15 protein-coding genes and 1 pseudogene are annotated in these 17,129 nt (G+C 70.9%); 8 read left to right on the top strand and 8 right to left on the bottom strand.

All coding sequences use genetic code 11. The features are described 5' to 3' along the window. The 3 genes from Q1N79_RS27410 to Q1N79_RS27420 form a co-directional block, all read right to left on the bottom strand. Nucleotides 1-316: hypothetical protein (locus tag Q1N79_RS27410; protein ID WP_300613935.1), on the bottom strand; the 316-nt coding region annotated here is incomplete at its 3' end. Between the two features lie 870 nt (nt 317-1,186). Continuing rightward, a complete protein-coding gene (locus Q1N79_RS27415; protein WP_300613936.1) occupies nt 1,187-2,362 on the bottom strand; it encodes an alanine--tRNA ligase-related protein in 1,176 nt (391 codons plus the stop codon). A gap of 128 nt (nt 2,363-2,490) precedes the next feature. Beyond that, the gene (locus tag Q1N79_RS27420; protein ID WP_300613937.1) at nt 2,491-4,065 is read right to left on the bottom strand and encodes a PLP-dependent aminotransferase family protein; all 1,575 of its coding nucleotides are present in this window, start codon (nt 4,063-4,065) and stop codon (nt 2,491-2,493) included. Between the two features lie 111 nt (nt 4,066-4,176). On the opposite strand from Q1N79_RS27420, the gene Q1N79_RS27425 reads away from it, so the two are divergent. Genes Q1N79_RS27425 through Q1N79_RS27435 form a run of 3 tightly spaced genes read left to right on the top strand, consistent with a single transcriptional unit; the run spans nt 4,177 to nt 7,130 of the window. Continuing rightward, complete coding sequence (locus Q1N79_RS27425; protein ID WP_300613938.1) at nt 4,177-4,563, top strand: hypothetical protein; 387 nt, start codon at nt 4,177-4,179, stop codon at nt 4,561-4,563. A gap of 51 nt (nt 4,564-4,614) precedes the next feature. Next, nucleotides 4,615-6,138 (top strand): AMP-binding protein, encoded by a 1,524-nt coding sequence (locus Q1N79_RS27430; protein ID WP_300613939.1) that lies wholly within the window; start codon nt 4,615-4,617, stop codon nt 6,136-6,138. Then, nucleotides 6,135-7,130 carry a 2-dehydropantoate 2-reductase gene (locus Q1N79_RS27435; RefSeq protein WP_300613940.1) on the top strand — a complete coding sequence of 332 codons (996 nt, stop codon included), beginning with the start codon at nt 6,135-6,137 and terminating at the stop codon, nt 7,128-7,130. The genes Q1N79_RS27430 and Q1N79_RS27435 overlap by 4 nt, the downstream gene beginning before the upstream one ends. Before the next feature lie 48 nt (nt 7,131-7,178). Here Q1N79_RS27435 and Q1N79_RS27440 read toward each other — a convergent pair whose 3' ends face one another. Further along, nucleotides 7,179-7,712: a CGNR zinc finger domain-containing protein gene (locus tag Q1N79_RS27440; protein WP_300613941.1), complete on the bottom strand. Its 534-nt coding sequence runs from the start codon at nt 7,710-7,712 to the stop codon at nt 7,179-7,181. A gap of 71 nt (nt 7,713-7,783) precedes the next feature. Here Q1N79_RS27440 and Q1N79_RS27445 point away from each other — a divergent pair, with 71 nt between their 5' ends. From Q1N79_RS27445 to Q1N79_RS27465, 5 genes and pseudogenes are all read left to right on the top strand, one after another. After that, nucleotides 7,784-8,407: a DUF998 domain-containing protein gene (locus tag Q1N79_RS27445; RefSeq protein ID WP_300613942.1), complete on the top strand. Its 624-nt coding sequence runs from the start codon at nt 7,784-7,786 to the stop codon at nt 8,405-8,407. Nucleotides 8,408-8,562: 155 nt separating this feature from the next. Continuing rightward, nucleotides 8,563-10,053 carry a cytosine permease gene (locus Q1N79_RS27450; RefSeq protein WP_300613943.1) on the top strand — a complete coding sequence of 497 codons (1,491 nt, stop codon included), beginning with the start codon at nt 8,563-8,565 and terminating at the stop codon, nt 10,051-10,053. Beyond that, complete coding sequence (locus Q1N79_RS27455) at nt 10,050-10,424, top strand: hypothetical protein (RefSeq protein ID WP_300613944.1); 375 nt, start codon at nt 10,050-10,052, stop codon at nt 10,422-10,424. The genes Q1N79_RS27450 and Q1N79_RS27455 overlap by 4 nt, the downstream gene beginning before the upstream one ends. Continuing rightward, nucleotides 10,319-10,984, top strand: a pseudogene (locus tag Q1N79_RS27460) (adenosine deaminase). The gene Q1N79_RS27455 and the pseudogene Q1N79_RS27460 overlap by 106 nt, the downstream one beginning before the upstream one ends. Before the next feature lie 92 nt (nt 10,985-11,076). Beyond that, complete coding sequence (locus Q1N79_RS27465) at nt 11,077-12,027, top strand: hypothetical protein (protein WP_300613948.1); 951 nt, start codon at nt 11,077-11,079, stop codon at nt 12,025-12,027. A gap of 405 nt (nt 12,028-12,432) precedes the next feature. Here Q1N79_RS27465 and Q1N79_RS27470 read toward each other — a convergent pair whose 3' ends face one another. From Q1N79_RS27470 to Q1N79_RS27485, 4 genes are all read right to left on the bottom strand, one after another. After that, nucleotides 12,433-13,920: an aldehyde dehydrogenase gene (locus tag Q1N79_RS27470; RefSeq protein ID WP_300613950.1), complete on the bottom strand. Its 1,488-nt coding sequence runs from the start codon at nt 13,918-13,920 to the stop codon at nt 12,433-12,435. Between the two features lie 132 nt (nt 13,921-14,052). After that, complete coding sequence (locus tag Q1N79_RS27475) at nt 14,053-15,432, bottom strand: response regulator transcription factor (protein WP_300613951.1); 1,380 nt, start codon at nt 15,430-15,432, stop codon at nt 14,053-14,055. A 148-nt stretch (nt 15,433-15,580) separates the two neighbouring features. Then, nucleotides 15,581-16,258: a hypothetical protein gene (locus Q1N79_RS27480; RefSeq protein ID WP_300613952.1), complete on the bottom strand. Its 678-nt coding sequence runs from the start codon at nt 16,256-16,258 to the stop codon at nt 15,581-15,583. Nucleotides 16,259-16,288: 30 nt separating this feature from the next. Then, a partial coding sequence (locus tag Q1N79_RS27485; protein ID WP_300613953.1) for a ferric reductase-like transmembrane domain-containing protein occupies nt 16,289-17,129 on the bottom strand: 841 nt, incomplete at its 5' end.

The following is a 17,129-nucleotide window of genomic DNA, read 5'->3' on the forward strand; positions in this document are numbered from 1 at the left end:
TCGGGCGCAGCGCGATGGTCCAGGCGAGCTTGTTGGCCGACGGCGTCCACGAGGTCGCGAGCTGCGGCTCGAGCTTTCCGCTCGTGCTCTCGATGATCAGCTGGGCCGAGGCGAGCCCCACGATTTCCATCGTGTTGAAGTTGGCCGTGGTCAGCGGGTTGATGTTGCCCTCGGGAGTGATGAGCCCGAGGTTGTAAACGCCGCCGCTGCCGGCGGAGGCCGCGGCGGAAGGCGAAGTGCTCGGCGACGATGACGCCGTCGACGAGGACGAGGAAGACGATGACGCGCATGCGGAGAGCGCCAGTGCGACGGCCACCGCGAAGGCAAGTCCGGTCGTTCTTCGGACTGTTGAGAGCTTAGTCAAGGTCGGTGTGCTCCAGACATAGGCGCGGGTCTGACGAGCGTAAATCCTACTATCTCAATCTGAATAGTTGCAAATTTTTCTTGCGCGCGGGCCGAAGACCAGCAACCGCAGCGGCTCCAGTCCCTGGCCGGGGACCCTCCGCAGTCCCTGGCGCGGGACCTTCCCCAGTCCCGCGCGCGGACCTTCCGCGATCCCGCGCGCGGATCTTCCGCGATCCCATACGACCTTCCGCGATCCCGCGCGCAGACCTTCCGCGGTCCCGGGCGCGGGTCCTCCGCGGCGGCACCGGCTGCCACAGGAGCCACTTGCATGCTACTTTGCACACTCTGTGACCATTTCGGAGTCCGTTATGGGCGATTTGTCCATGCATGGAGTGTGCAAAGTGCTCGCAGATCAAACAACACGCTGATTTCTGGTTCCCGCGCCGCGCCAGGTCCAGCCCCGCGGGAACCTTGAGCCCCGCCCGCACCACCGTTCCCGCATCGCCAGGCCCCCGGCACCGCCAGCCAGTTAACGGGGAAGATCCTGCGCCCTCTGGCGCGCATTTTCTTCCCCGATAACCGCGGTGCCCGGAATGCCCGATTCCGGCGGGGCGGCGTTCCCGGCATATCGCCGCGCCGGCCGCCGGCCGGGAGGCCGGCGCCGCCGGCCGCACCCGGGCGCCCCGCCGGTGACCGCCAGGCCGGCGCGGACCGGGACAGCGCCCTGCCACAGGAGACGGACCCCGAACCGGAACCCGCGGGTTATTACCCGGCAGGCGCAAAGTCACGCTGGCGGGACGCCAGGGACGCGCGGACCGGGCGGCCGCGGTCCCCGCTCGGATCATTCGCCAAGCAGCTCGGTCACGAGCTCCCTGGGCAGCCCGTGCGTGTCGCGGAGGAACTCATAGTCCGCCTCCGTCAACCGTCCCGACGGGTACAGCCGCGGCAGCAGCGACCGGCCGCGCGCGGCCAGTTCGCGGAACTTCCGCTCCTCCGCCGCCAGCACGTCGGTCACCAGCGACGACTCGACGACCTGACAGAACCGGCCCGCGGTGTCCCGCACGAGTTCAGGCGGCAGTTCGCGCAGGGTCAGCGCGCTGCCGCCGTCACCATGCCAGAGCGCCGTCAGCGCCCGGCGCAGCAGCCTGCGCAGCACGTAACCGCGGCCGGTGCTGGACGGCCGCACGCCGTCGCCGATGGCCACGATCGCCGACCGCAGGTGGTCGGTCAGGATCCGCAGCGACCGGGGATCGGGGCGCCACAGCGAAGGCAGCACCGACAGCCACGGCGCGAACAGGTCCGTCTCGTACACCGAGCGCACGTGCTGCGACACCATCAGCAGCCGCTCCAGGCCCATGCCGGTATCGACGCTCTGCTGGCTGAGCGGGGTCAGGCTGCCGTCCGGGTGCCGTTCGTAGCGCATCGTGACGTGGTTCCACAGCTCCAGCCAGCGGCCGTCGGTGCCCGGGGTGCCAGACGGCGGCCCGTCCCCGGTCCAGACGTGGAGTTCGGAGTCCGGCCCGCACGGGCCGGTCGGCCCGTTCGCCCACCAGTTATCCTCCGGGCCGAGCAGCTCGACCGGCAGCCCGAGCTCGCGCCACGTGCGCTCGGCGCGGCTATCCGGCCCCACCTGGCCGTCCCCGCCGAACACGGTCGCGTACAGCAGTTCGCGCTGCAGCCCGAAGCCGTCGCACACGAGCTCGAGCCCCCACCGCTGGCTCTGCGGCCCGTCGTAGTCGCCAAGCGACCAGGAGCCGAGCATCTGGAACGCTGTCAGGTGCGAGTAGTCGCCCACTTCGTCCAGGTCGGTGGTGCGCAGGCAGCGCTGCACGCCGGTGAGCCGGCGCCCGAGCGGGTGCGGCTTGCCGGCCAGGTACGGCGTCAGCGGGTGCATGCCCGCGGAGGTGAACAGCACCGGATCGCCGGGCGGGGAAAGCAGCGAGCTGCTCGCGATCAGCTGGTGCCCGCGATCGCGGAAAAAGCCGGTAAAGGTGGTGATGGTTTCGTCGGTATTCATGGCGGCTGTGCCTCTCGGTGTCGGGGCACCGGGAACAAGCGCCCGCGGGCGCAGCCGTCCAGCCAGGGGAAACGCGCGCGTCGGCGAACCGTTCCCGGTCGCCGGCAGGGGATCTTTAGGTCATCAGGTCAGGCGGCGGCGGCCGGCGAGCGAGTAGCTCGCGCGGTCGCGGCAACGATGCGAACGGTGCGCTGGCAACTGACCTTCATGATCCCAAAATGTATCTGGTACCCGGCCGAGCGGCGCAAGCCATTTAACCGGGACGCGGCGCCCAGGTCGGCGCCGAGTGCTTCGATGCCGCGCGCCAGCGGGCTTTGGTGCTGTACGCCGTAGCCGACGAGCAGGGCAGGCGGAGCCGCACCGGGGTCGGCCCAGTGCCGCGCCGCCGGTTCCAGCCCGATGCCGTGCTCCGCCGCGGCCGCCGCGACCGTGTCCGGGTCGAGCGCGGCCGGCAGCCGTAGCAGGAGGTGCAGGCCGGCGGCCTCGCCGCCTGGCCTTACCGCCGGCAGGTGCGCCTCGAGCGCGGCGAGCAGGCTGTCGCGGCGCGCCCGGTAGATGGGGCGCACCCGGCGCAGGTGCCGGGTGAGCGCGCCGCCGTCGATGAAGCGGGCGAGGGTGAGCTGCCCCAGCGCCTCGGTGGCGAAGTCCTCGCGGAATTTGGCCCGGACGAGGTCATCGGTCAGCCACGGCGGCGTCACGATCCAGCCGAGCCGCAGCGCAGGGCTGAGGACTTTGCTCACGGTGCCGCCGAAGATGACATGGTCGGGATCGAGCCCCTGGAGCGCCCCGACAGGCAGCCGGTCGTAGCGCAGCTCGGCGTCGTAGTCGTCCTCGATGACCAGCGTGTCCGCGGCCCGGGCCCACTCAAGGAGCTGGACCCGCCGGTTGGCGGAAAGCGCGACGCCGCTGGGGTAGGAATGGGCGGGGGACAGCACCACGGCTCCCACGTCGAGCGCGGCCAGCCGCCAGACCTGCATGCCCTGCTCGTCGACAGGGACCGGGACCGGGTCGAGCCCGGCGGCCCGGATGATGCGGCGATGCATCGAAAAGCAGGGATCCTCAACCGCGATGCGCGTCACGCCGCGCCGGCCGAGAGTCCGGCAAACCAGCATGAGGGTCTGGGAGAAGCCGCTGCATATCACGACCTGATCCACCGCGGTTTGCACGCCCCGCACGCGGCCCAGGTAGGCGGCGAGCGCGGCGCGCAGCTCGGGCTCGCCCTGCGGGGGCGGGTAAAGCAGGTCGTCGTCGGGGAGGTCCCGCAGCACGTCGCGGTAGTGGCGCAGCCACTCGCCGCGGGGGAACAGCGCCGGGTCCGGCAGCCCGCTCCGCCACAGGACACGCTCCGCGCCGGCCGGCGCCGGGCTGGGGCGCACGTGGCTCAGCGCGGCGGAGTCCGGGTCGCCGCCGGTCCGCTGCGCCCGGACTCGCGTACCCGAGCCCTGGCGGGCCTCCAGGTACCCCTCGATAACCAGCTGCTCGTAGGCACCGACCACGAGCGAGCGCGACACGTCGAGCTCGGCGGCGAGCACCCGCGACGGCGGGAGGGCGGTCCCTGGCGGAAGCGACCCGCGCGCGATGGCCTGCCGCAGGCCACGCTCAAGCTGCGCGCGGAGGCTGCGCGGCCGGGACCGGTCGAGTTCGACCAGCAGGTCGGCGGGAAACTCGCCGCCCGCGATATTGGACCGTGTACTCGCGGTCAATTGGATCTTCCTATCCAGGCCATTGTCCGTAGCCTAGCCATATGCGACAGATCCAACCAGTGAGGAAACGCGAGATCATCGCCACAGCGGCATGATCGATAGTAGTCGACAATGCATGATGAAAGGTGGATTGTGGGGCCGTATGACGGCACGGAGCTGTGCGGCGGATCCGAACCAGGGGGGAGCGCCGCCGAAGGCGGCGGCAGGCGGCCAAGCGGGTGGTCCGTGTTCGCCCCGATGGCCTTTGACGGCATTTCCTGGGTGCGGATCGCCGGCCCCCAGCGAGACGCGCGAGCCGCGTGCATGAGCGTCACCGCGCACATCCATCTGCTGCAGGGCCTCCCGCTTGGCGAACTGGACGCCCGCGCGGAAAGCGCGGTCCGCGCGCTGGAAGACGGCGCGGTGAGCGTCGCCGTGATCGATGACCTGCACCGCGTGGACCGGATCATCGTGTGCTCGGCAGCCGGCTTTCCCGACTGGGACGCCCAGCGCGGCTGACCCGGTCACGCAGGGGTATGCCGCCGCGGTTCCGTGCGGTTAAGTAGCACCATGACCGGCACGCAGCCAACCACCGTCCGCCAGCTCGTCACGCGCTCCGATAACCACCCTGCCCTCGTGGTCCCCGAGTCGGGAGCCCGCCTTTCGTACGCCGCGCTGCAACGCGCGATCGACGGGGCCGCGGGGCGGCTGGCCGCAGTCGGGGTGCGCGAAGGCGACCGGGTCGCGCTGGTCGCGGCCAACGGCCCGGCGATGGTCGTGGCGTTCCTCGCGGTCGCCGCGCGTGGCGCGGCGGCCGCGCCGCTGAACCCCGCGCTCGGCGTCGCCGAGCTCACGGCCGAGCTCGCCGACCTGGGCGCGTCCCGCCTGCTGCACGATGGCGCGGCTACGGCCGCCGCGGCCGCGGCCGCGGCGGCCGTAGCCCCCTGCGTATTCGGCATGGACGGCACCGTCCTGCACATCGACGGCCAGGCCAGCGACCCATGTGGCCCATGTGGCCCAGATGACCCAAGTGGCCTAGGCGCCCCGGGCGACCCTGACGCACTGGCCCTCTTGCTGCATACCAGCGGCACCACGAGCAAGCCGAAGACCGTGCCCATCCGTCAGCGCAACCTCGTCGCGTCGACCGGTGCGGTTGCGCGGACCTACGGGCTGACCGGAGACGACGTGACGATGTGCGTCATGCCGCTCTTCCACGTGCACGGCCTCGTCGCCGCGGTGCTTGGCACGCTGTCGACGGGCGGCACCGTGGTCCTGCCGCGATTCCGGCCGTCCACGTTCTGGGCGGACGCAGCCGAGCACGGCGCGACCTGGTACACGGCGGTCCCGACCATCCACGCGCGCCTGCTTGCCCGGGCCGCCGAACTCCCCGCGCCGCCCCGGCACCGGCTGCGGTTCGTGCGCTCCTGCTCGGCGCCGCTGCCCACGGTTTTGTGGCGGCGCTACGAGGACGCGATCGGCGTGCCGCTCGTCGAGGCGTACGGCATGACCGAGGCTGCCCACCAGATGGCGTCCAATCCGCTGCCGCCAGGCGAACGCCGGCCGGGGACCGTCGGCCGGGCAACCGGTACCGAGATCACGGCGCTGGGCGACGACTGGCAGCCGGTGCCCGCGGGCGAGCGGGGCGAGGTAGCGGTGCGCGGCCCGTCCGTCGTCGACGAGTACCTCGGCGATCCGGCCGCGACGGCCGCCGCGTTCCGTGACGGCTGGTTCCGCACCGGCGACGTCGGCACGCTGAGCGCGGACGGCTACCTCACCCTGGTGGGCCGGGTCAAGGAGCTGATCAACCGGGCAGGGGAGAAGATCTCGCCGTACGAGGTGGAGGACGCGCTGCTCGCCCACCCCGCTGTCGCCGAGGCGGCGGCGTACCCCGTGCCGGACGAGAAGTACGGGGAACTCGTGGGGGTCGTCGTCGTCCTGCGGGGCGAGGCCACGCCCAGGGAACTCGCCGCGCACTGCGCGGACCGCCTCGCGGCCTTCAAGCGGCCGGCCCGGGTGACGATCCTGCCCGAGATACCGAAGGGACCGACGGGCAAGGTGCAGCGCCGTACCCTGGCCACCCTGGTGGAGCAGTGAAGGTCGCGGTCGTCGGCGCCGGGGCGATCGGCGCCTACGTTGGCGCGGCACTGCACCGCGGCGGCGCGGACGTCCACCTGATCGCGCGCGGCGAACACCTGGCGGCCATGCGGCGCGGCGGCGTGACCGTGCTCAGCCCGCGCGGCGACTTCCGCGCCCATCCCCATGCGACGGCCGATCCAGCGGAGATCGGGCCGGTCGACGTCGTGTTCCTCGGCTTGAAGGCGTACAGCTACGTCGGCGCCGGAGATCTGCTCAAGCCGCTGCTGGGACCGGGCACCGGCGTTGTCGCCGCGCAGAACGGCATCCCCTGGTGGTACTTCCACGGGCTCGCGGGCCCGCACGAGGGCCGCCGGGTCGAGGCCGTTGACCCGGGCGGTGCGGTCTCCGCCGTGATCCCGCCCTGCCAGGCCATCGGGTGCGTCGTGTACTGCTCGACCGAGATCGAATCACCCGGGGTGATCCGCCATGTCGAGGGCACCCGGTTTTCCATCGGCGAGCCCGACGGCACGATCTCGCCGCGCTGCACGGCGTTCAGCCAGGCGATGGCCGCCGGCGGCCTGAAGTGCCCCGTGGAGACCGACCTGCGCTCCGACATCTGGCTCAAGCTGATGGGCAACGTGGCGTTCAACCCGATCAGCGTGCTCACGGGTGCGACGATGGGGCAGATCGCCGCGCACCCAGGCACGCGTCAGCTGGCCCTGCGCATGATGCATGAGACGGCCGAGATCGCCGCCAGCCTCGGCAGCCCGCCCAAGATCTCGGTCGAGCGCCGGTTCGAGGGCGCGGCGAAGGTCGGCGGTCACAAGACGTCGATGCTGATCGACTTCGAGGCGGGCAAGCCCCTGGAGTCGGACGCCCTGCTCAAGGCGCCCGTCGAACTGGCGCGGCTGGCCGGCGTGCCGGCCCCCGCCATTGAGCTGGTCGCCGCGCTGATCGACCTGCTCACCCGTCCGGGTGTGGTCCGGTCAGGCGCCGCCGCCCGCGCGTGACCGGCCGCCCGCCGCCTGGCCCGCCCGCCGCCTGGCACAGGCGCCCAATCAGCCGGGACCGCCCGTGCCCGCCTCCCCGGCCTCCCCGGCGGCGTGCGCCCCGCAGTAAAGGGCGGTCGCGGCGGCGGACTCGTCAAGGAACGCCTGGCCGCAGTCCGCGGCCGCGCAGGACTTCAGGCGCGGCCACGTGCCGGCCGCGGCGGACCGGGCGATCGCGACCGCGACGCCGGCCACGACCCCTGAGTAACTGGCGCGGGCGGCACTGGCCAGCCCGACCGCGCTCCCGGGGTCGACGGTGAGGACGAGCCGCCCGTCGGCCAGTGCCCTGGTCAGCCGGGCCGCGGCCGCGGCGTCCTGGCGGCCGTCGGTATGGGCCGCGAGCAGGTCCCTGACCGACTCGCGCAGCCGGAGCAGGGCGGCGTGTTCTGAGCCGGTCAGGCCCGCGTCGGCGGGCAGCAGCGCCTGTGCGCGCAGCCACGCGGCGGCTTGCTCGCGGGTCTGCAGCAGGTCGGTGTCCGGCTCAGCCCGCGCCGTGTTGGCGAGCGACAAAACCAGGTACGCCGAAGGATCGGGGCCGGGCATCATCCGATCGTAACGAGCGCCTGGTGCCATGGCACCGGCCTCCGCCATCTTGGCGCAACATACTTGAGAGTGTGAGAGTCCGCGCGCTCGCCGGTGTGGCAGGCCCCGTCGTCTTCACGGCCGCGTGGCTCGCCGGATCCCTGCGCCAGACCGGGCACGGCGCGCTCAGCGTCCAGCTCAGCGGTCTCGCGGCGCCAGACGCCAGGGATCCCTGGATCATGATCACCGGGTTCCTTGTCCTTGGCGCCTGCACGGTGGTGTTCGGCCAGGAGCTCGCCAGGGACCTGACCGGCCCGGCGCCGCGGCTCATCCAGGCCGCCGGCGTGCTCACGATCGCGGCCGGGCTGCTCCGCCGCGACCACATGGAGCTCACCAGCGGACCGGTCTCCTGGCACAACGAGGCGCACAACATCGTCAGCCTGGTCATCTACGGGGACCTGGTGCTCGCGCAGCTGCTGCTGGCCCGGTCGTTCGGCAGGACCCCCCGCTGGCGCGCGTGGCGCCCGTACCTGCTGGCCAGCGCGACCGCGACGGCCGTGGCCCTGGCCGTTTTCATCCCGGACACCGCGTCTGCCGGCGCGGGGGTCCTGCAACGGATCGCGGTCACCATTCCGCTGCTCGCCGTGACCGCGGTGGCGGCAAGGCTGGCCGCCCTCGATCAGTCAGAACGGTCAGGGCCGACTGCTGCCGCGTAAGCAGGCCGCTGAAATAATCGCCCGTTGCCAGCGGGGTATCAGGTACGAGAGAGTTAATGCGGGCGAAACATTACATTACATAGCCGATACCTTTATATGGCCATAGCGGTGCAAGATCAGCTAGGCACTACGCAGAATGCCGCGGGAGGACGAGCATGGGCAGCGACGCCGGTGGCGGGGAGGTCGTGGCAGAGCTGCAGGCGCAGCCGCCGCGGGACTACGCGGCATTCAAGGTCGAGCAGCGCGGGATCGACCTGATCCCGGAGGCGGAACGCAAGATGCGGCCCGCCGGGCTGTTCTGGCTGTGGGCGGGCGGCGTGTTCAACGTGGAGTTCTTCTTCTACGGCACGCTGATCATGACGTTCGGCGTGTCGGTGCCGCAGGCGGTGGCCGCGATCCTGATCGGCAACCTGACGTACGCGTTCCTCGGCTGGGCCAGCCTGCAGGGGCCGAAGACCGGGACCACCGCGTTCATGGTCTCCCGTGCGCCGTTCGGGCAGAACGGCAACCGGCTGGTCGCGCTGTTCAACTGGGGAACTCAGGTCGGGTTCGAGATCGAGGGCATTTACTTCGTCGCCGCCACGGTCATCTTGCTGTTCAGCCACTACAACACCTCGGTGAACACGGCAGGCAAGATCGGCATCATCATCGTCGCCGTGCTCGTGCAGATGGCCCTGCCGCTGCTCGGGCACGCCACGATCAGCAAGGCGCTGCGCTATCTGGCCTATATCTTCATCGTGTTCTTCATCGTGCTCGGCGTCTTCACGTTCCAGAAGCTGCACCTGTCCACGTTCCACGTGCACCCCGCGACGTTCGCCGTGTGGACGACCACCCTGGTCCTGATCATCTCGGTCGGCGGTCTTGGCTGGACGGAGAACGGGAACGACTACTCCCGCTACCTGCCGGCCAGCACGCCCGGGCACAAGACGTTCTGGGCGGCCGCTCTCGGCGGCGCGATTCCGTCGGTCATCCTCGAACTGCTCGGCGTGTTCGCCTACACCGTCACCACCAAGACCGTCGGCATCACCCAGCTCGGCGTTCCGCAGTCGTTCGACGCCTGGTTCGTGGTGCCGTTCCTGATCTTCGCGGTCTTCCAGCTGCTCGCGATCAACACGCTCGACCTGTACTCCTCCGGTGTCACCCTCCAGGCACTCGGCCTGCCGGTCAAGCGCTGGGGGGCCGTCATCATCGACTCGGTGGTCTGCGGCGTGGTCACCGGCGTCATCCTGCTCCACGGAGGGAACTTCTACGCCGACTTCTCCGGGTTCCTGCTGTACATCATCGTGTGGCTGTCCGCCTGGTTCGGCGTCTTCATGACCGACTACCTGCTGCGCCGCAGGCGCTATGACGCCGCGTCGCTCGCTGCTCAGCGCGGCGGGCTGTACTGGCGCAACGGCGGGGTGCACTGGCCGGCGGTGATCGCGCTTGCCGCGGGCATCGTCGCGGCGCTGATGTGGATCAACGCGGCCTACGACGTCCCGTCCTACACCGGGCCGATCTCGAACCACTTCCCCGGCATGTCCGGCAGCGACTTCAGCTGGGCCCTGGGCATCGTGGTGAGCTCGCTCGTCTACTGGGCGCTCGCCGCCCGCGGCGTGCGCAGGGAAGCGGAGGCGACGGAGCTCACCGAGACGGCGGCCGCGTGACGCAGGCGATGGACGCGTTCGTCGCCGGACTGCCCAAGGCGGAGCTGCACCTGCACATCGAGGGCACGCTCGAGCGGTCGCTGCGCGAGGAGCTGGCCCGGCGCAACGGCATCGCGCCGCCGCAGGTCCCGCCGTTCCACGACCTCACCTCGTTCCTGGTCGGGTACTACGCCAGCATGCAGGTCCTGGTGACAGAGCACGACTTCTACGACCTCGCGATGGCGTACTTCCGCAAGGCGCGCTCGCAGCACGTCGTGCAGCGGAGATCTTCTTCAACCCGCAGGCGCACACGAGCCGCGGTGTCCCGTTCGCGGCGGTCGTCGAGGGGCTGGACCGGGCGCGCGCCGACGCGGCAGCCGAGCTCGGGCTGACCGCCCGGCTGATCATGTGCTTCCTGCGGGACCTGCCGGCCGATTCGGCGATGCAGACCCTGGAGCAGTCGCTGCCCTACCAGGACAAGATCATCGGGGTCGGGCTCGACTCCGATGAAAGGGACAACCCGCCGCTGAAGTTCAAGCACGTCTTCGCCAGGGTGGGGGCCGAAGGCTAGCGGCTGACCATGCACTGTGACGTCGACCAGGCGGACGCGGTCGCGCACATCTGGCAGTGCCTTGACGACATCGGCGTGGAGCGCATCGACCACGGCGTGAACTGCGTGCAGGACGCGCGGCTGGTGTCCAGGCTGGCCACCGACAGGATCGGGCTGACCGTCTGCCCGGTTTCCAACCGCTGGGTGACCGACAGCATGAAGGCACCGGAGCTGAAAACCATGCTGGACGCGGCGCTGCTTGCGACGGTGAACTCCGACGACCCGGCGTACTTCCGGGCCTACGTCAACGAGAACCTCGAGGCCGTGGCCGGCGAGGCGGCGCTCACCGTCGACGAGGTCGCCCGGCTGGTCGCCAAGCTCGACACGTACGTAGGCGGGTAGTGCCCGCGCGGCGGCTGGCGGCGGCGCCGTCTCGCAGCCGGTGACGATCGCCCCCTAGCTCGGCGCGCTTGCGCAGCGTTAGCCTTGATGAGATGTCCGATGGGTACAACGGGACCTGGGCCGATGCCGCGCTGCGACGGCCTGCCGTCGACCCTGCGATCCCTGCGCCCGCCCGCCGGCTGCTGACCGCTCCAGGAGCGATCCTCACGCCGGCCAGCCAGCGGTCGCGGCGGTCGCCCCGCGACCTCCTGCCCGTGCATCCGGCCAGGCGCGAGGCGACGGTCTACGGCGCTGTCACCGGGATGTCGGCCGCCGGGTTCATCGCGGTCACCGGCTCGGCCCCGTGGGCGGTCGGGGTGCTGATCTTCGGCGGGCCGAACGGCTGGCAGTCCGCCTCCGGCCAGGTCGCGCTGGTTGTCGCGGAGATCATCGCGGTGCTTACCGCCGTGGTGTTCTGCTTGCGGCTGGTGCTGTTCGGCCAGCTCAACGGGTGGACGCCCGCGGCGAGGGCCGCGCGCGCCTATCACGGCCGGTACCTGACCGGCGCCGATTTCGACGCCCCGGCCAGGATGCTGCTGCGCCGCGCGCAGGACGCGGTCGACGCCGCGAATTCCTCCCGGGTGGGCCGGGCTGGCCTGCTGGACGAGCCAGGTGAGAGCACCGCGCTCGCGTGGCAGGAGTGGGATATCGCCGTTTCCCTGCGCGCGCAGGCCCGGCTGCGTGGTCTGCGGGCGGCGCTTCCCGAGCTCAGCCCCGGCTCGCCAGCCGGGCGGCTGCTGCGCAGCCAGCACGAGGCCGCGGTGGCGGCGCGGCGGAGCACCGCCGAGCGGGTGCTGGCGCTGCAGCGTTACGCCGCCGAGGTACGCGAGGCCGACGCCGCCTACCGTGACTGGGAGCAGCACGCGGCGGTCGCCCAGCTCACCGGTCCGCACCTGGACATCCTCGCCAGCACCGCCGCCGACGAGCACGGCATCGCCGCGCTTGCCGCCATGTCCGCGCAGGCACGGGCGGTCGCGCAGGCGCTGCGCGAAATCACGGACTAAGGCCCGCGTCCCGGGCCAGCCACGCAACGGCCCAGCTCTATCGGGTCAGCTGCGCCACTGGCCCAAGCCCCCGCCGGCCCGCCTCCCGCCAGTCCCGCCTCCCGCCCCGGCCCCCGCCGCTGCCCTGGCTGCCCTCGCTGGCCCGTCGCCGCTGCCCCGCCGCCCCGGCTCCCCGGCCACAGGGGCCCCTGGCCTGCGACTTTGTACACCCTGTGACGATTTCGGCGCCCGTTATGGGCGATTTGTCCATGCACAAAGTGTCCAAAGTAGTACTCGCGGGACTCCCGGGACGCCAGGGAAGCTGCCTGGCTTCGAACCGCTGGCGCCACCGCGACCGGCCACCTGCGCCAGGCGCAGTACTCCCCGGCCCGCACCCGGCGGCGGCCCGGTTATGGCGGGAGATGCCTACATGCCGGTCTGCTCGTAGCCTTCTGGGTGTCCTTCGAGGATCATGAACTTGACCTCAAGGAACGGCGTCAGGCCCTCGTGCACGCCCTCGCGGCCGATGCCGGACTGCTTGAACCCGCCGAAGCTCACGCCGAAGTCCGTGCGCATCGCGTTGTGCCCGACGGTGCCGGACCGGAGCCTGGCCGCCACGTGGCGGGCGCGGTTGACGTCATTGGTGAACACGGAGGCGTTCAGCCCGTAGATGGTGTCGTTGGCGATCCGCACCGCGTCGTCTTCGTCCGCGGCCGGGATGACGGAAAGCACCGGCCCGAAGATCTCCTCCTGGGCGATGACGGAGTGGTTGTCGACGTTGCCGAAGACGGTGGGCTCGACGTACCAGCCCCGGTCCAGGTCCCTGGGCCGCCCGCCGCCCGTGGCGAGCGTCGCGCCGTCGGCGATGCCCTTGGCGATGTAGCCCTCCACCCGGTCCCGCTGCCGCCGCGCGGCCAGCGGTCCCATCTGGCTCTGCGCGCTGAACGGGTCACCGACGCGAACCTGGCTGAACGTGGCGGCCAGCGCCTCGAGCATCTCGTCATGCCGGGACCGGGGAACCACGATCCGGGTCAGCGAGGAGCAGACCTGCCCCGACAGGAAGCATTCGGCCTGGGACAGGGTGCGCGCGGCGGTCTCGATGTCGATGTCGTCGAGGATGACGGCCGCGGACTTGCCGCCGAGTTCCAGGGTGCAGCGGGCGATCCGCTCGCCGCAGATGGAGGCGATCCGCCGCCCGGCGGCGGTGGACCCGGTGAAGGTGATCTTGTCCACGCGCGGGTCGCGGACCAGCAGTTCGGAGACCTCGCGGTCGGCGGTGACCACGTTCAGCACGCCCGGCGGCAGCCCGGCGGCCTCGGCGGCCTCCGCGATCAGGTACCCCTCCCCAGGCGCCTCCGGCGAGGACTTGAGGATCAGCGTGCACCCGGCCAGCAGCGCCGGCGCGACCTTGTTGCTGATCAGGCCCATCGGGGCGTTCCACGGGATGATCGCGCCGACGACGCCGACCGGCTCGCGGACGATGAGGCCGAACTCCCCGGCCGACGGCCTGGCCGGCTCCTCGAACGGGAACGTGCTGGCCTGGGCGGCAAACGCGCTGAAGGTGCGCTGCGCGTCGACGCCGCCACCGCGGGCGATCGCGTGCAGCACCCCGGACTCACGCGGCCAGATCTGGCCGATGTCGTCCGACCGCCGCTTGAGCTCCGCCCCGATCGCCCGCAGGTACTCGGCCCGCTGCTCGTGTGTCAGCCACGGCCACGGGCCGCTGTCGAATGCCTCGCGCGCCGCGCCGACCGCCCGTGAAATGTCGGCGGCCTGCGCCTCGGGGACGGTGAAGTAAAGCTGCTCGGTGTCGGAGTCGATGACGCTGATTGTGGCGTCGGACGACGGCGCCACCCACTGCCCGCCAATGTAGAAGCGGTCGGTGTGGCGGATCGGCGCGGTTGGCTGGCTCATTCGATGCCCTCCGGGGCTGGTAGTCTCACTGTGACTACCAGCCTAAATCCAGGCGGATCGGACGCCAAGAGCGCCTGCCCGGTCGCCGCGCGCGGGCGACCGCCGACGGCTGGGTCCCAGCGACTACGGATCCTAACCGCGAAACCCTGCGGCGCGCCGTTCCCTGATAGGGACGGGTACTGCCCGGGGAGCGGATCCGTTAGCGGATCCGGCGGGAGCCGGCGGGATGTCGGGCAGCAGGCCAAGCGCATCGACCACAGCGAGGGCCTCCGCCCTGTTGCGGACCCCAAGCTTGCGGAAGAGGCGGGTCTGGATGTTCTCGACGGTCTTGGGGGATATGCCAAGCGCCCGCGCGGTCTGCCGGATCGAGTAACCCCGGGCGACTGACTGGAGGATGTCGCTCTCTCGTGCGGTCAACTCTGGCAACTCCCCGCCGTCCGTCACCCGGCGGCCGGACCCGGTGCGTACCACTCCGATGAGCGATCGCATCGGCAGTGAGTCGACCACGAGGTAGCCCTGGCTCACCATCCGCAGCACCTCGAGGAAGTGGTCGCTTATCCTGTCGGCCGGCACCAGCGAGTTGGCCCCGCTGGCGAGCGCCCTGGCGAGTTCGGGCGGATCGAGCGGCTCGCTGTGCACCACGATCGCCGGTACGCCGAGTTCTTCGACCAGGGCCCACTCCGCCGGCTCCGGATTGACCAGCGCGGCCACGATCGGGCCGCGATTCCACTGCCGCCAGTGTGCGTCGGCTAGGGGTCCGTGCCGTCGTTCAAGCACGAACGGCAGCCCGCTCGCGATCAGGGCGACCACCACCTGATCAAGGGCTGGACACGCCTGACCCGACACGACCGTCAGCACCGGGAAGTCGTTGCTGCTCGTCGTGGGCTGCCAAGGGGGCTTGCCGGCGCGCTGGTCCAGCATGCCGAGGGACGCTGCCCGGGAGACCGCCTGCGCGCTGCTGTTCACGCCGAGCTTGGCGTACACCCGGCGCTTGAGATTTTCCACCGTGAGGGGGCTGATCCTGAGCAGGACCGCGATCTCGGCGACGCTGTGCCCGGAACTCGTCAGCGTCACGAGCTCGAGTTCCCGGTCGGTCAGGCTGCCGTGGCCGATGTGGGCGCGCAGTGCGCTGCTGCGCCGCAGCAGCGCCAGTACGCCTGCGAGGCCATGCGATTCAGGAACAAGTGAGGTAACGCCCGCGCGGCAGGCGAGCGTCAGATCCGGCTCAGAAGCGTCCCGGTAGATGACGATCACGTTCAACCCGGGGAAATGCTGCAGCAGATTGTCCGCGAGTACGGCGAACTCACTCAGCCGCAGCCCCGCGTCGAGGATCACGGTGTCTGGCCGGCCCAGCTCGCACAGCGCCGGGAGCTCTTCTGGCTTGGCGACCTTGCCTACGACGGTAAGGTCCGGCCGGGCCGCGAGGCACGTAGCGAGCGTGTCGCGGAGCAGCCGTCGCGACGACTGCACGGCTACCCGGACGTTGACGCGAGCAGCGGTAGCCGCAGTCATCGTTAGGCCTGATGTCCTGGTTGTATCGCACCTATGGATCGACGTACTGGCTAACTTACGCCGGGCCGGCTTATAACGGAGACGTAACGGAAGTTTACGTTAGTTCCTGCCTTGTTGTCTGGTTGCTTCTGATGCGTTCCGTTGCGCCTTAGCTCTCCCGGCTCGCCTGAGGTGGCGCCTCAATTGCCTTGCGGAGGAGCGTCAGTTCGGTCTGGACGGTGGTGGCGGCGGCCTGGACCTGGTGGTTGTATGAGCGCATCTGGGTGAGGGTGGCTGCGCGGGCCTGCCGGGCGGTGAGGGCGGCCAGGGCCTGGTCGGCGCGGATCAGCGCGTCGGCTATGACGGTGGCCTGGGGGGTGAGGGTGACCGCGGCCGCCGGCACGGGGTTGCCGTCGGAGGCGGCGCTGGTGAGCAGCGCCAGCGCCCTGGCCCTGTTCTGCGGGGTGAACGTGACCGCGGCCAGGCTGGTGCCGAGCGCCTGCTCGGCCGCCGCCTCGGCGGTCAGGGCCGCCTCGGCCGCCACCAGGTTGCGTCCCTGGTTGGCGGTGTAGGCGGCGGTGTCGGCGGCCAGCAGCCTGGCGGCCGGGTTGACGATCCCGTCGTACTGGCTGACCAGCATCTGCCGGGTGGTGCACGGCAGGCCGGAGATGAACAGGGCCGGCTCGCAGCCGGCGGCAAGGACGGCGGCGGCGTGCCGGCCGGCGGCGCCGGCGGCGTAGACCAGCCCGGCGATCACCAGGACCGCGGCCAGCGGGGAGATGATCATCAAGATGACCCGGCCGGCCGCGGTGTCGTCCCGGCCGGGTGCGGCGTAGGTGTGGCTCATCGGATCCCTTCGCGGAAGGCGGTCGCGGCGTTACTCGGCGCTGGGGGTCTCGCGGAAGGAGTCGATCCCCTTGAAGATCTCCTCATTCAGGATGAAGATCATGCCGAATACGAACAGCGCGAAGACCGGGGCGATGGTGACCCAGACCAGCCAGTTGCGGCCTTCTTTCTGCCGGGCGGCGATCCACCGCCTGACCGGCGGCAGCCGCAGCGTGAGCAGGAACAGGCTGCACGCCGAGTACTGGTAGAACCGCTGGTGGAAGACCGGGTCGCCGTCGCCGGCGAAACCCGACCCGTTGGACCCGCTCTCGAACCCCAGCCCCTCCAGCAGCATCAGGTGGCAGGCCAGCAGCGCCCAGATGACGTAGATCATCCGGTGCAGCTGCTTCCAGTACCTGCCGAGCTTGCGCTGCGCCCACGGGTTGCCGGTCAGCAGCAGCGGGATGACCAGCAGCACCATGGTGAACCCCACCAGGGTGAAGGTGTGCCCGGCCAGCCGGCCGAACACCCCCCCGGCGAAGTTATCGGTGACCCCCGCCGCGGTCGCGTCCCCGATCCCGCAGCACGCCATCATGATCCCGTACCAGCGGCGCAGCCCGAAAAACCAGCGCTGCCCGGTCAGCGTGGACAGCGGGGTGACCAGCAGGCACAAGAACAGGCACGCCTCGGCGCCGGTGCCCAGCGTGTCATCGACCGACACCGAGAACGTGTTGCTGTTCAGCGTGACCAGCGCCGGCAGCATGAAGAACAGCGGGGCCACCGCCGGGGCGCCCAGCAGCAAAAGCGCGACCGCCTTCCGCTTGATCCGCGACCCGCCGAACTTGAACGTCACCTCCATCCACTCATCCACACGGCTCTTATCCGCCCGCTGC

It is taken from the genome of Trebonia sp. (assembly GCF_030042015.1).
Lineage (GTDB): Bacteria > Actinomycetota > Actinomycetes > Streptosporangiales > Streptosporangiaceae > Trebonia.

Excerpts from the sequence above, each read along its gene's own strand:
- Q1N79_RS27415 (WP_300613936.1), bottom strand. The coding sequence starts at position 2,362 with ATGAATACCGACGAAACCATCACCACCTTTACCGGCTTTTTCCGCGAT.
- Q1N79_RS27425 (WP_300613938.1), top strand. The coding sequence starts at position 4,177 with ATGCATGATGAAAGGTGGATTGTGGGGCCGTATGACGGCACGGAGCTG.
- Q1N79_RS27430 (WP_300613939.1), top strand. The coding sequence starts at position 4,615 with ATGACCGGCACGCAGCCAACCACCGTCCGCCAGCTCGTCACGCGCTCC.
- Q1N79_RS27440 (WP_300613941.1), bottom strand. The coding sequence starts at position 7,712 with ATGCCCGGCCCCGATCCTTCGGCGTACCTGGTTTTGTCGCTCGCCAAC.
- Q1N79_RS27450 (WP_300613943.1), top strand. The coding sequence starts at position 8,563 with ATGGGCAGCGACGCCGGTGGCGGGGAGGTCGTGGCAGAGCTGCAGGCG.
- Q1N79_RS27465 (WP_300613948.1), top strand. The coding sequence starts at position 11,077 with ATGTCCGATGGGTACAACGGGACCTGGGCCGATGCCGCGCTGCGACGG.
- Q1N79_RS27470 (WP_300613950.1), bottom strand. The coding sequence starts at position 13,920 with ATGAGCCAGCCAACCGCGCCGATCCGCCACACCGACCGCTTCTACATT.
- Q1N79_RS27475 (WP_300613951.1), bottom strand. The coding sequence starts at position 15,432 with ATGACTGCGGCTACCGCTGCTCGCGTCAACGTCCGGGTAGCCGTGCAG.
- Q1N79_RS27480 (WP_300613952.1), bottom strand. The coding sequence starts at position 16,258 with ATGAGCCACACCTACGCCGCACCCGGCCGGGACGACACCGCGGCCGGC.